At 69.6% G+C, this 13917-nt stretch carries 10 protein-coding genes; 7 read left to right on the forward strand and 3 right to left on the reverse strand.

Annotation, left to right across the window (positions count from 1 at the left end):
- Positions 1-138 precede the first annotated feature (138 nt).
- On the forward strand, positions 139-2499 hold the full coding sequence (locus tag E1B00_RS15240) for a tetratricopeptide repeat protein (RefSeq protein WP_176693291.1): 2361 nt from the start codon (positions 139-141) through the stop codon (positions 2497-2499).
- A 54-nt stretch (positions 2500-2553) separates the two neighbouring features.
- On the opposite strand, the gene E1B00_RS15245 is transcribed toward E1B00_RS15240, so the two are convergent.
- On the reverse strand, positions 2554-4536 hold the full coding sequence (locus tag E1B00_RS15245) for a UvrD-helicase domain-containing protein (RefSeq protein WP_139450383.1): 1983 nt from the start codon (positions 4534-4536) through the stop codon (positions 2554-2556).
- A gap of 164 nt (positions 4537-4700) precedes the next feature.
- Here E1B00_RS15245 and arfB point away from each other — a divergent pair, with 164 nt between their 5' ends.
- Positions 4701-5126, forward strand: coding sequence for an alternative ribosome rescue aminoacyl-tRNA hydrolase ArfB (arfB, locus tag E1B00_RS15250; RefSeq protein ID WP_139450385.1), 426 nt, complete (start codon positions 4701-4703; stop codon positions 5124-5126).
- Positions 5123-5710, forward strand: coding sequence for a 1-acyl-sn-glycerol-3-phosphate acyltransferase (locus tag E1B00_RS15255; RefSeq protein WP_139450387.1), 588 nt, complete (start codon positions 5123-5125; stop codon positions 5708-5710). Before arfB ends, E1B00_RS15255 begins: the two co-directional genes overlap by 4 nt.
- On the opposite strand, the gene E1B00_RS15260 is transcribed toward E1B00_RS15255, so the two are convergent.
- Positions 5707-6666 carry a LysR family transcriptional regulator gene (locus E1B00_RS15260; RefSeq protein ID WP_139450389.1) on the reverse strand — a complete coding sequence of 320 codons (960 nt, stop codon included), beginning with the start codon at positions 6664-6666 and terminating at the stop codon, positions 5707-5709. The genes E1B00_RS15255 and E1B00_RS15260 overlap by 4 nt on opposite strands.
- A 117-nt stretch (positions 6667-6783) precedes the next feature.
- Between E1B00_RS15260 and aceB the strand changes: the two genes are divergently transcribed.
- From aceB to E1B00_RS15280, 4 genes are all read left to right on the forward strand, one after another.
- On the forward strand, positions 6784-8385 hold the full coding sequence (gene aceB / locus E1B00_RS15265; protein WP_139450391.1) for a malate synthase A: 1602 nt from the start codon (positions 6784-6786) through the stop codon (positions 8383-8385).
- 80 nt (positions 8386-8465) lie between these two features.
- Positions 8466-9770, forward strand: a complete 1305-nt coding sequence (gene aceA / locus E1B00_RS15270; RefSeq protein ID WP_139450392.1) for an isocitrate lyase — start codon at positions 8466-8468, stop codon at positions 9768-9770.
- A 130-nt stretch (positions 9771-9900) separates the two neighbouring features.
- Complete coding sequence (locus tag E1B00_RS15275; RefSeq protein ID WP_139450394.1) at positions 9901-10917, forward strand: GGDEF domain-containing protein; 1017 nt, start codon at positions 9901-9903, stop codon at positions 10915-10917.
- A gap of 88 nt (positions 10918-11005) precedes the next feature.
- On the forward strand, positions 11006-13612 hold the full coding sequence (locus E1B00_RS15280; RefSeq protein ID WP_220396308.1) for a putative peptide modification system cyclase: 2607 nt from the start codon (positions 11006-11008) through the stop codon (positions 13610-13612).
- Here the strand turns inward: E1B00_RS15280 and E1B00_RS15285 are convergent, their stop codons facing one another.
- Positions 13613-13900 carry an NHLP-related RiPP peptide gene (locus E1B00_RS15285; RefSeq protein WP_139450397.1) on the reverse strand — a complete coding sequence of 96 codons (288 nt, stop codon included), beginning with the start codon at positions 13898-13900 and terminating at the stop codon, positions 13613-13615.
- Between the last annotated feature and the right edge of the window lie 17 nt (positions 13901-13917).

The raw sequence follows: 13917 nt of genomic DNA on the forward strand, positions 1-13917 counted from the left end.
TAAGCCGGGGCGGCATCTTAAGCGGCGCGCATGACGGTCCGGCAGGCCCCGGGGCGGCCGGAATGGGGCCGATGTGCCGTGTTAGAGGGCTTCGGGCCGCCGCAGGGCCGCCCGCGCCACGACCAGAACGAGAACGTCATGAGCCCCAACCCCCTGGATTCCTCCGCCCGCTGGCTGCGCCGGGCCGGCAACGGCTACCGCAAGCTGCCGAACGTGGCGCAGAAGGTCGTGCTGGCCGCGATCGCGCTGCCGATGTTCGCGCTGGCCGGCGTCGGTATCGGCGCCAGCCTGCTCGGCGACGACGCGCCCGAGTCCCCGGCGCAGGCCACGGCGTCCGGCAGCGTCGCCGGCGGCACGACGATGCTGCACGGCGCCACCGGCGTGCTCACCCACGACCTCGACCAGACCCTCGAGGAGATCGGCGAGGCCGGCCCGCGCGTCCAGGGCGCGCCGACCTACAGCCCGGAATACACCGCGCGCGCGACCGCGCTGATGCAGGCCCTGCCCAAGGACAAGGACGGCAATCCGGACTGGGCCAAGGTGGACATGCAGGAGTACACGCGCCAGGTCGCCGAGCTGGGGCCGCCGGAAGAAGCGCAGGTGCCGTCGGGGCCGGTTGAGTTCGAGGCGCTGGACCTGGACGAGGCGCTGGAGCTGATCGCCGGAAAGATCGACGAAGCCAGCGAGATCGGCGACGTGCTCGAAGCCATCCGCGACAGCGAGCAGGGCGACCAGCCGAAGATGCTGATCTCGCACAGCATGGTGCTGATGACCGCCGGCGACCCCTGGGGCGCCGCCGCCAACCTGCTGGTGGCGCACGAAGTCGACGAGGACGACGCCACGCCGCTGGTGAACCTGGCGGCGATCGCCAACAGCCAGAACCTGCCGGCGGTGTCGCTGGCCCTGCTCGATGCCGCGGCGGAGCTGGACATCGGCGACGACGACTCGCCGGTCGGCATGCGCGAGCGCGCGGCCCTGCTCAACAACCGTGGCCACGCCCGGGTGTTGCTGCGCGACTACGCCGCCGCCGAAGCGCCGCTGCGCGAGGCGCTGGCGATGAACCCGGAGATGTCGGAGGCGGCGCGCAACCTCACCCACGTGCTGCTCAAGCAGGGCAAGGACGACGAGGCGCGGCAGCTCGTGCCGCGCGCGGTCTGGCGCCTGCGCGGCAATCCGGCACAGCCCGTGCCCGTGCAGGACCGCGACCAGGCGACGACTGCGCCGGCCCAGGCGCCGCCCACCGGCACGCCCGAGCAGATCGCGCAGTGGGTGCAGTCGCCCTTCCTCGAGCGCAACGATGGCAGCACGTCGCTGCCGCTGTGGATCGCGCTGGACCTGTCCAAACGCGGCCAGATCGCCTGGCCCGAGGTGCTCTACCCGAAGGCCGACGCCAGCTACGCCGGCTATTTCCCGCAGGCCTCGGCCAACTACGTTGCCGCGCGCGAGGCGGCCGAGGCGCTGCAGCAGGCGCAGGCCGGACCGATGCGCGCGCTGGTGGTGCGGCGCATGACGCTGGGCGAGGTGATCCAGCAGCTGATCCAGGTGAAGGCGACCTCGCAGTGGTCGCTGGAGCCGATCGACACCGAGATGCACCCGCTGAAGGCGTGGAAGGAGAACCTGATCCTGGACGCGCCCTTCGAGACGCGTTTCCAGGCGCTGGACGTGGCCCAGGCCGAGTACCAGATGGAACTGGCCGCGGACACGCTCAACGAGCGCTACGGCAAGCAGTCGGTCTGCCCGGCGGGTTCGACCCCGGAGGAATGCTGCGCGATCAACCGGCGCGAGATCTACCGCAACATCAACGACATGACGCCGATCGCGCGCGAGTACGAAGACCAGATGCGGGTCTTCTTCCGCGACGCCTACGGGCTGTCGACCGCGATCGCCAGCAACTTGTCGCCGGGCGGCTGGCACGACGTGGCGCGGCTGGGCATCGAAGAGCAGGTGATGCGCCACCACGTGCGCGTGCAGCAGGAAATCGCCTTCGCCTTCACCCATGCCGCGCCGTCCGGCGGCGCCTGTTATGGTCCTATCGGCAACCCCGATGGCGACGTGCCCGAACTCGCCGTCGAGGTCCCGGCCTGCAGCGCGACCTCCCAGTGGGGTTCGGGCAAGTGGGCCTTCAGCGAGAATTTTTCGGTGGAAGCGACCTGCGGCAAGATCAAGTTCGTCGCCGAGGTCAACGTGATCGGCACCAAGAAGCTCAAGTTCGGCAAGGGCGGCGAGCTGGGCGCCGACATCGGCATGCACGCCGAGATCGAGTTTTCGATGGAGGGCACGGTGACGATCTTCGCCGGGCCCAAGGCGACCGCGGCCGGCAAGATCGGCGAGTTCGGCGGCGACTTCGGCGTCAAGGACGGCATCTACGCCGTGATCGGCAAGGACGGCGTGCAGGACGTCGGCATGCGCGTGGTGGTCGGCGGCGGCGTCGCGGCGGGCCCGCTGGGAGGCACGCATGATGTCGAGACGATGGATTTCTCCTTCGTCTCCGCGCTGTAGCAACTCCGGGGTCAGAGTCGATTTATCGAGATAAATCGACTCTGACCCCGGAGTTCAGTCGGTGCCGAAGAGGGCGGCGATCGCGTCCATGTGGGCGCGGCCGCGCTGCTTCTTCTCCGCGGTCTCGCGCTCGGGATCGCTGCCGTCGCGCAGCAGGTCGCCCGCCGGCAGTTCATCAAGGAACCGGCTCGGCAGCAGGTGTTCGACCGCGCCCCAGCGCTTGATCTCGGCGCTGTGCGCCAGGTACAGGCGTTCCTTGGCGCGGGTGATGCCCACGTACATCAGGCGGCGCTCTTCCTCGAGCCGGTTCTCCTCGAGGCTGGCCTCGTGCGGCAGGTTGCCGTCCTCGCAGCCGACCACGAACACGACCTTGAATTCCAGGCCCTTGGCCGCGTGCAGGCTCATCAGCCGCACGGCATTGCCGGGTTCGCCGCGGTCCGCGTTCGACAGCAGAGCCAACTGCGCGGCCAGCTCGCCCGGGCCGCCGCCGCGCGCGCCCTCGAACCACGACGCGAGTTCGTCGATATTGGCCTTGCGGCGCTGGAACGAGGCCTCGTCCTTGCACTGGCTGCGCACCATGGCCAGCAGGCCGCTCTGTTCGGCCAGCATCGGCACCAGTTCGGCCGGCGTCACCTTTTCGGCGACGTCGCGCAGGCGCTCGACGATGCGGGTGAACTCCTCCAGGCCGGCGGCCGCGCGCGGCGTCAGCTGCTTCAGGAAGCCGATCTGGCCCGCGGCCACCGACATCGGCAGGCCGGCGGTCTGCGCCATCGCCGCCAGTTTCTCCAGCGTGGTCGCGCCGACCTCGCGCTTGGGCGCGGCGATCGCGCGCAGGAAGGCGGCGTCGTTGTCGGGATTGGCCAGCACCTGCAGCCAGCACAGCGCGTCCTTCACCTCGGCGCGGTCCAGGAACTTCGTGCCGCCGGTGAGGTGGTAGGGAATGCGCAGCAGCTGCAGCGCCTTCTCCAGTGGCCGCGACTGGTGATTGCCGCGGAACAGGATGGCGAACTCGCCCCAGGGGATTTCCTTGGCCTGGTGCAGGTAGTGGATCTCGGCGGCGACGCGTTCGGCCTCGTGTTCATTGTTGCGGCACTGCCAGACGCGCACCGGTTCGCCGTCGCCGTGCTGGCTCCAGAGCTGCTTGAGGTGGGCGTGCGGGTTCTTCGCGATCAGCGTGTTCGCGCAGCGCAGGATGCGGCCGGTGCAGCGGTAGTTCTGCTCGAGCTTGATGACCTTCAGGTTCGGGTAGTCGTTGGCCAGCTGGTCGAGGTTTTCGGGCTGGGCGCCGCGCCAGGCGTAGATGCTCTGGTCGTCGTCGCCGACGCAGGTCATGTGGCCCTTGGGGCCGGCCAGCTGCTTGAGCAGGCGGTACTGCGCGCCATTGGTGTCCTGGCATTCGTCCACCAGCAGGTAGCGGATGCGCTCGCGCCAGCCCGCGGCGAGGCCCGGGTCGGCTTCCAGCAGGGTCAGCGGCAGCCGGATCAGGTCGTCGAAATCGACCGCGTTGAAGGCCTGCAGCCGCGCCTGGTAACGCGCGTAGATGCCGGCGGCTTCGCGTTCGCGCGCCGAACGCGCCGCTTCCGCGGCCTGCTCGGGCGACAGCGCGTTGTTCTTTGCGGCGCTGATCAGGTTGTGCAGCGAGTACAGCGCGTCGTTCTTCAGGCCCGGCGTGGCCAGGTCCTTGATGATCGCCATCTGGTCGTCGGAATCGAAGATCGAGAAACCGCGGCGCAGGTTGGCGCGCTCGTGCTCGATCTGCAGGAAACGCAGGCCCAGCGAGTGGAAGGTCGAGATGGTGAGGTTCTCGGCGTCGTCGCCCTTCACGCGCTTGGCCACGCGCTCGCGCATCTCGCGCGCGGCCTTGTTGGTGAAGGTGATGGCCGCGATGTGCCGGGCCTCGTGCCGGCCGCTGGCGACCAGGTGGGCGATCTTCTCGGTGATCACCTTGGTCTTGCCGCTGCCCGCGCCGGCGAGCACGAGCAGGGGTCCGCCGGTGTAGGCGACCGCTTCCTTCTGGGGAGTATTGAGACCGGACATGAGGGGGCGGATTCTACCGGGCCCGGGGGGGGAGCGAGGAAGTAGAGAGGAGGAAGTAGGAAGTAGAGGAAAGCTGATCAGGGCCGGCCCTTGCTTCTCTCTACTTCCTACTTCCTCCCCTCTACTTCCTGATTTTTGAACCCACCCCCCGCTATCATCCGCCCATGCTCCGGATCTCCCCCTCCCTGGCCATCCCCGACGACGAACTGGTCGAGCGTTTCGTGCGCTCCAGCGGTCCGGGCGGGCAGAACGTGAACAAGGTGGCCACGGCCGTCGAGCTGCGCTTCGATGTGCTCCATTCGCCCTCGTTGCCCGAGCCGGTGCGGCTGCGTCTGCTGGCCCGGCGCGACCGCCGGCTCACCGACGAGGGCGTGCTGGTGCTCAGCGCCCAGCGCTTCCGCACCCAGGACCGCAACCGCGAGGACGCGCGCGAGCGCCTGGCCGCCCTGATCGCCGCCGTGCTGGTGGCGCCGAAGAAGCGGGTCGCGACCAAGCCGTCCAAGGGCGCGAAGGAGCGTCGTCTCGGCGCCAAGCGCGAACGCGCGACGGTGAAACGCCAGCGCAGCGCCAGCGCCTGGGACCGCGAATGACCCGCATCCCGACCCTGCCGCCGCAGGCCCCGCGCACCGGCAGCCGCTTCACGCGCTGGCTCGGCCGCAGCGTGCTGCGCCTGGGCGGCTGGACCATCGCTGGCGACTGGCCGGACCTGCCGCGCCTGGTGGTGATCGCGGCGCCGCACTCCTCGGGCTGGGACGCCGTCTGGGGCCTGGCCGCGAAGCTGGCCATGGGCGTGGACATCACCTTCATCGCCAAGGCCGAACTGTTCCGGGGCCCGCTGGGCTGGCTGCTGCGCAAGTTCGGCGGCCATCCCGTGGACCGCAGCGCGCCCGGCGGCATCGTCGACCAGACCGCAAGCGAGATCCGTGCGGCCGGACGCATGTGGTTCGTGCTGGCGCCCGAGGGCACCCGCAAGCGCGTCGAACACTGGAAGACCGGCTTCTGGAAGATTGCCCGCCGCGCCGGCGTGCCGGTCTACTGCGCCTGGTTCCACTATCCCGACAAGACCATCGGGCTCGGCCCCCTGGTGGAACTCAGCGACGACCCGGTCGCGGACATGGCGCGCATCCGCGCCATCTACCGGCCCTACCTGGGCAAGAATCGCGGCACCGACTAACGCTCCGACGGCCCCGAGTCGAAATAGTCGCGGCGCTCGAACAGCCCCGGCTTGATCAGGTCGATGAAGGCGCGCGCCTGCGGGCTGAGGTATTTGCCCTTGCGCATCACCACGCCGTAACTGCGCGGCGGGAAATAGTCGGCCAGGCTGCGCGCCACCAGGCGGGTGCGGTCGGCCTCGGTCAGGCAGATCGCGGTGACGATGCTGATGCCCAGGCCCATCGCGACGTACTGCTTGATCACCTCCCAGCCGCCGACCTCCAGCGCCACCGTGTAGGGCACGCGCCGCTGCTGGAACACCAGGTCCACCAGCCGGTAGGTCGTCAGGCGCCGCGGCGGAAGGATCAGGCCGTAGGGCGAGAGGTCCTCGAGCTTGAGGTCGGGCTTGCTGGCCAGCGGGTGGTCCGGCGGGCAGATCAGCATCGGGTCGAAGGAATAGACCGGGGCGTAGGCCAGGTCGGTGGGCACGTCGAGCATGGAGCCGACTGCCAGGTCGACGCCGTCGGCGCGCAGCAGGCCCAGGCCGTCCTTGCCGGTGACGTTGTGCAGCACCAGCTGCACCTCCGGATGCTGGGCCCGGAAGGCCTGCACCAGGGCCGGCAGCAGGTAGAGGATGGTCGAGCTGCCGGCCGCGACGTGCAGTTCGCCGGCCTGCAGGCCCTTGAGCCGGCCGCGGAACTCGCCATCCAGCCCGTCCAGGCCCTCGACCAGGGGCCGGGCCAGGTCGTAGAGCACCTGGCCCTCGCGGGTCAGGCTGAAACGCCGGCCGATGCGCTCGAACAGGGGGTGGCCCAGTTCCCGTTCCAGGGCCTGCAGCTGCAGGGTCACGGCCGGCTGGCTTAGGAACAGGGCCTCGGCCGCCCGCGACACCGAACCCAGCCGCGCGACCTGGCAGAAGGCCCGAAGCGGCTTGAGCCGGTCGCCCTTGTAGTAAAAGCGGGCCGTGGAGCTGGACATAAGCCCCTGTTCCTCATGATGTATAAGCTACGCTCATAATAACTATCAAAACATTTGGTTTGTCAAAGCCTGTTGGCGAGGCCTACGGTCGAGCTCCGAAACAACGGAGCAGATCCCATGGCTGGCGACGCGGCGCGCATCCTGAACCCCATCGAATTGACCGGCCCCCGGCTCGCCGGCCAGGAAGACCTGCTGACCCCGGCCGCCCTGGGCTTCCTGATCGACCTGCACCGCGCCTTCGAGGCCAAGCGCCAGGCCCGGCTGGCCGCGCGCCGGCAGCGCCAGGCCCGCTTCGACGCCGGCGAGCTGCCGGACTTCCGCGCCGACACCCGGGCGATCCGCGAGGGCGACTGGACCGTGGCCCCGCTGCCCGAGGCCCTGCTCGACCGCCGCGTCGAGATCACCGGCCCGGTCGACCCGAAGATGGTCATCAACGCCCTGAATTCCGGCGCCAGCTGCTACATGGCCGACTTCGAGGATTCGACCTGCCCGACCTGGGAGAACCTGCTCACCGGCCAGCGCGCGCTGCGCAAGGCCGTGGCCGGCAGCCTGGACTGGATGGCGCCGGACGGCAGCAAGCACTACGTGCTCGACCCGGCCTCGAAGACGGTGCTGATCGTGCGCCCGCGCGGCTGGCATCTGGACGAAAAACACGTGCTGGTCGACGGCCAGCGCCTCAGCGGCAGCCTGTTCGACTTGGGCCTGTTCGCCTTCCACAACGCCGCGGCGCTGCAGGCCAAGGGCCGCGGCCCGTACTTCTACCTGCCCAAGCTGCAGGCGATGGAAGAAGCCGCGCTCTGGGACGAGGTTCTGGCCTTCATCGAAACCCGCCTGGGCCTGCCCGAAGGCGCGATGAAGGTGACGGTGCTGATCGAGACCCTGCCGGCCGTGTTCGAGATGCACGAGATCCTGCACGCGCTGCGCGGCCGCATCGCCGGCCTCAACTGCGGCCGCTGGGACTACATCTTTTCCTACCTCAAGACCTTCCGCCGGCACCGCGATCGCGTGCTGCCCGAGCGCAGCCAGGTCGGCATGACCCAGCCCTTCCTCAAGGCCTATTCCGAACTACTGATCCAGACCTGCCACCGCCGCGGCGCGCACGCGATGGGCGGCATGGCGGCGCAGATCCCGATCGCCGGCGACCCGATCGCCAACGAAGAGGCCCTGGCGCGCGTGCGCGCCGACAAGCAGCGCGAAGCCGGCGCCGGCCACGACGGCACCTGGGTGGCGCACCCGGCCCTGATTCCGGTCGCGCGCGAGGTGTTCGACCAGGCGATGCCCGGCCCGCACCAGCAGGCCGTGCGCCGCGAGGACGTGGCCGCCGACCGCGACGCACTGATCCGCCCGAGCATCGGCACGATCACCCGCAAGGGTTTCGACAACAACGTCGAGGTCTGCGTGCGCTACCTCGCCGCCTGGCTCGAGGGCCAGGGCTGCGTGCCGATCCACTGGCTGATGGAAGACGCCGCCACCGCCGAGATCGGCCGCGCCCAGCTCTGGACCTGGCTGCACCACGGCCATCTGCACCTGGACGACGGCACGCCGGTGGACTTCTCGCTGTTCGACCGTTCGCTGATGTCGCTGCCCTCGAAGCTGGCCGACCGCATGAAGCTGCCGGGCGGCTCGAAGATCAACGAGGCGATCGCGCTGCTCGATCAGCTGACGCACGCCGAGGAACTGGCCGAGTTCCTGACCCTGCCGGCCTACGAGCGGCTCTGAAAGCCAGCCCTCTCCCCAGCCGTCTCCCGCAAGGGAAGAGGGCGCAAAAAACCCCACGTCACATTGAAAGGACCGCCGCGATGACCACGACCCTCCCCACCGCCGAACAGCTGAAGAAGACCTGGGCCACCGACCCGCGCTGGGCCGGCATCCAGCGCGGCTATTCCGCCGAAGAAGTCGTGCGCCTGCGCGGCACCGTCGCGGTCGAACACTCGCTCGCGCGCCTGGGCGCCGAGAAGCTCTGGAAGTACCTGGGCGAGAAGCCCTTCGTGAACGCGCTCGGCGCGCTCACCGGCAACCAGGCCATGCAGCAGGTGAAGGCCGGCCTCAACGCGATCTATCTCTCCGGCTGGCAGGTCGCGGCCGACGCGAACGTGGCCGGCGAGATGTATCCCGACCAGTCGCTGTACCCGGCCAACTCGGTGCCGCTGGTGGTCAAGCGCATCAACAACACCCTGCTGCGCGCCGACCAGCTGCACCACGCCGAAGGCAACGACAGCATCGACTTCCTGCAGCCGATCGTCGCCGACGCCGAGGCCGGTTTCGGCGGCGTGCTCAACGCCTTCGAGCTGATGAAGGCGATGATCGAGGCCGGCGCCGCCGGCGTGCACTTCGAGGACCAGCTGGCCAGCGTGAAGAAGTGCGGCCACATGGGCGGCAAGGTGCTGGTGCCGACCCAGGAGGCCGTGCAGAAACTCATCGCCGCGCGCCTGGCCGCCGACACCATGAACGTGCCGACCCTCCTGGTCGCGCGCACCGACGCCGAAGCCGCCGACCTCATCACCTCCGACATCGACGACAACGACAAGCCGTTCTGCACCGGCGAGCGCACCGTCGAAGGTTTCTACAAGACCCGCCCGGGCATCGACCAGGCGATCAGCCGCGGCCTGGCCTACGCGCCCTACGCCGACCTGGTCTGGTGCGAGACCGGCAAGCCGGACCTGGCCTTCGCGAAGAAGTTCGCCGAAGCCATCCACGCCAAGTTCCCTGGCAAGCTGCTGGCCTACAACTGCTCGCCGTCCTTCAACTGGAAGAAGAACCTCGACGACGCCACGATCGCGAAGTTCCAGAAGGAGCTCGGCGCGATGGGCTACAAGTTCCAGTTCATCACCCTGGCCGGCTTCCACTCGCTCAACTACTCGATGTTCCACCTGGCGCACGGCTACGCCCGCAGCCAGATGAGCGCCTTCGTCGAGCTGCAGGAGAAGGAGTTCGCCGCGGCCGAACTGGGCTTCACCGCGGTCAAGCACCAGCGCGAGGTCGGCACCGGCTATTTCGATTCGGTCACCCAGGCCATCCAGGGCGGCCAGAGCTCGACCACGGCGCTCAAGGGCTCGACCGAAGAAGAGCAGTTCCACGGCGAGGCCAAGGCCGTCGCCGCCTGAGTTGGGGAATCCACGTCCCCGGCCGGCCCTGCGGGGGGCCGGCCGGGGACGCTGGATTCCTTGACGGGCATCGCTGTCCCCAGCCCGTCAGCTTGGATACACTCGGGCAGCTTCCCTGTCCGAGCACCCCGTGAACCCGACCGACTTGCCCGGCTCCCCTGCCGTCGCCGACCCGACGGCCGGTGCGGACCGCCTGCCGACCCAACTGTCTACGGAAGAGTTCCGGGTGCTGGCCGCGGCCGGCGTCAGCCGGGCGGTGCTGCCGGGGGAAGAGCTGTTCCGGCGCGGCGAGGCCGCGCAGAGCATGTTCCTTATCGACACGGGCGAAATCCGCCTGAGCTTCGACGACGGCCTGGCCGACAAGCTGCTCGGCCCGGGCCAGTACTTCGGCGAACTCGCGGTCTTCATCGGCCGGCACCAGCGCTTCGCGCGCGCCGTGGCCGAGACGCCGGGCGTGCTCTACGAAATCACCCAGGCCGCTTTCCAGGGCGTGATCGAACGCGAGCCGGCCCAGGTTGCGCGCTTCATGCAGCGCAGCTTCGCCTACCTGGTCGCCGGCGAGCACCAGCTGGTGCAGCACCTCAAGCGCCGCAACGAAGACCTGATGCAGACGCTCGACACCCTGCGCCAGACCCGCACCGAACTCACCGTCGCCCAGCAGCTGGTGCGCACCGACGACCTGACCGGCCTGGCCAACCGCCGCGGCCTGTACCGGTTCCTGGACGAACTGGGCCGGCAGAACCTGAACGACCTCAAGCTGGCCCTGCTGCTGGTCGACATCGACCACTTCAAGCTGATCAACGACCGCAGCGGCCATCTGGCCGGCGACGCCGCCCTGCGCGCGGTCGCCGAGGAAGTGCGGCGCCTGGCCGGCCCGCTGGAACTGCCCTGCCGGCTGGGCGGCGACGAATTCGCCCTGGTGCTGCGGGTGAGCGACGACGGCGAGCTGGCCAACCGCGCTCTGGGCCTGATGAGCGCCGTGCGCAGCCTGCGCCTGCCCAGCCTGCGCGAGCACCGCCTGTCGGTGAGCATCGGCGGCGCCTTCTGCGAGGACCCGGGCGGCTGGTCGAACTGGTACAGCCAAGCCGACCGCTCCCTGTACGAAGCCAAGCGCCAGGGCGGCGACCACTGGCGGCTGGCCCGCTGACCCGGGTGGCCGCGACCGGAGGGGGCCTGCGTTCACCCCGGGAAGAAGGTTCCGAGTTTCCTGAATGGATGCGCCCGAGCTCCGCCCGATGAATGCCCACGCTGCCGCCGTGACTCCGGTCCTGCGCACGGTCCTGCTGTGCGACATCGTCGAATCCACCGCCCTGGTCGAACGCCTGGGCGATGTGCGCGTGGTCGCGCTGCTGCAGAAGCACGACCGGCTGCTGCGAGAGGCCATGGCCTTCTGCCATGGCCAGCTGATCGACAAGGCCGACGGCGTGCTGGCCCTGTTCGAGCGGCCGATCCAGGCCCTGGATTTCGCCCTGCGCTACCAGCGCGGCCTGCGCGAACTGGGCGCCAGCGAGAAACTCGAGCTCAGGGCCCGCATCGGCATCCACGTCGGCGACGTGATGATGTGGGCGAACGAACCCAAGGACGTGCTGGCGGGCGCCAAGGCCTTCGAGGTCGAGGGCCTGGCCAAGCCGGTCGCCGCGCGCCTGATGAACCTGGCGCTGCCGGGCCAGATCCTGATGTCGGGCATGGCCCAGAACCTGGCCCAGCGCGCGGTCGGGGAGCTGGGCGATGCCGGCGCGAACCTGCGCTGGTTGCTGCACGGCCGCTACAGCTTCAAGGGCGTGCCCGCGCCGATGCTGGTGCACGAAGTCGGCGAACCCGGCCTGTCGCCGCTGCGCGCCCCGACCTCGGGCGCCAAGGCCTGGCGGGAAGTGCCGCTGTGGCGGCGGCCGCCGGTGCTGGCACTGGAGCTGCTGCTGGTCGGCGTGCTGGGCACGGCGGTGTTCTGGACCACGCTGCGCAGTCCGCCCGCCATCGCCTTCGCCGAACGCGACTGGGTGGTGGTGGCCGACCTGCAGAACCGCACCGACGAGCCGGTGTTCGACGACGCGCTGGACGTCGCCCTGCGCATCGGCCTGGAGCAGTCGCGGCACGTGAACCTGGTATCGGAGCTGCAGATCGACCGAGCGCTCGAGCGCATGCAGCGCCAGGGCCAGCCGGTGGACCGCCAGCTCGCCACCGAACTGGCGCTGCGCGAAGGCGCGAAGGCCGTGATCCTGCCCACCGTCGCCGAAGTCGGCGGCGTGGTGCGGGTGAGCCTGGAGGTGATCGATCCCAACAGCGGCGTCACCGTCTACAGCGAAAGCGCCGATGGCCGCGGCGCCGACGGGGTGCTTCCGGCGATGGACGTGGCGATGGCCAACGTGCGCGGCAGGCTGGGCGAGGCCATGGCCAGCGTCGAAAACACCAGCCGGCCGCTGGAGCAGGTCACCACCGGCGACCTGGAGGCGCTGCGCGCGTTCTCTCTGGGCCTCAAGGCGCTGTGGGCGTCGCGCTATCCCGACGCGTGGTCGCTGTTCGAGCAGGCCGTCAAGCGCGATCCGGAGTTCGCGATGGCCTACCTGCGCATGGCCTTCATGCGCTACTCGGCCGGCGACGGGCCGGAGACGGAACGCCTGCTGGCCAAGGCGCAGGAGCACCGCGGGAACCTCAGCGAGCGCGAGGCGCTGTTCCTGGATGCCGCCGCCGAGGTCCTGAAAGGCCCGGACGCCGCGATGAGCAAGCTCAAGGTGCTGGCGGCGATGTACCCGGACGAATACCGCGCCTATTACAACTTCGCCTACTTCGGCGTCCAGGACGCCCAGCGCTACCGGGAGGCGGCCGACTACCTGGCGCCGGCCATCGTCCCGCAGAACCCGATGCAGGCCTCGGCGGCCTACCTGCTGGGCAATGCGCTGCTGGCGGCGGGAGATACCGATGCGGCGCTGGCTGCCTTCCAGCGCGCCGACTCGCTCGGCGTCGGTGGGTTCAAGCGCAACCACGCCGAAGCCTTTGCGGTGCAGCGCCGCTACAGCGACGCGGACCGCGTGCTGCGGTCGCAGACGCCCACCGGTTTCGACGACATCGACATCGGGCAGCAGCTCGCCCGGGTGTCCTTCAACGTGGACCGTGGCCGGATCCCCGACGCCCTGGATGCGGCGCGGGAGCTCGTGGGGAAGTCGCGAACGCTGGCTTCGCGCGCGCAGTGGACGCATCAGGGCGTGGAGCTGTCGCTGCGCGCCTATGCGAAGGACCCGGGGTTCGCAGCCGACCTGCGGGCGTACCAGCGGGTGTTGTCCGGACCGTTGGCATCGGCCACGCTTCAGGACCGCCGCCATCTCGAATTCAACCTGTTGGCGGCCGGATGGATGGCCGCCTACAGCGGTGACCTGGCGCTGGCGCGACAGATCCTGGCGGAGCTGCCGCAGGCGGGGAAGAGCGCCTATCCCGCCAACGTGGGCATGGCGGCGGCGCTGCAGGCCGAGCTGGACCTGGCGGAGGGCCGACCCGCCGCTGCGCTCGCCAGGCTCACGCCGCTGGTCGACGACGGGCGCGAGCTGTATTTCGTGCGGGCGGTGCGGATGCGCGCGTTCGAGGCTTCGGGAGACCAGGAAAGCGCGCTCCGCGACGCCGAGTGGCTGCTGACGCAGCGCGGACGGGCGTTCGTCGAATACAACGCCGACCACGTCTGGCAGGCCGCGAACCTGATCGAGGCGAACCTCGCGCTGGAGGCGGCGTCGCGTTATGCCGACGCGCTGGGCAAGCCGGAGCTGGCCCAACGGCGCCGGAACGAATTCGGCGCAGCCTGGCCCGACTCCCGCCAGGTGCGCCAGATCCTCAGGCTAAGGGCGGGCAGGCACTGATCAGGACCGGCTGGTTTCCAGCGAGATCGGGTGGGCGGCGGCCTGGGCCGACAGCAGCTGCTTGCGCAGAGTGTCGCGGCTGGCCTTGATGCTGTCCTTGCTGGCGAGCCGGGAGACGGTCATGCAGCTCCAGGCGCCGCTTTCGACCTTCGCGTCCGCCGAAGGCCCATGGCCTAGCGACGCCAACGCGCGACGCGGATTCTTCTGGAAACTGTCGCGGAAATCGTCGTCGCTGGCGAGCTTGTCGAGCAATGCATCGACGGTTTCTTCGGAAAGCTGGTTGGACATGGTGCATTCCCCTGGTG

Source organism: Arenimonas terrae, from assembly GCF_006265115.1.
Taxonomy (GTDB): domain Bacteria; phylum Pseudomonadota; class Gammaproteobacteria; order Xanthomonadales; family Xanthomonadaceae; genus Arenimonas; species Arenimonas terrae.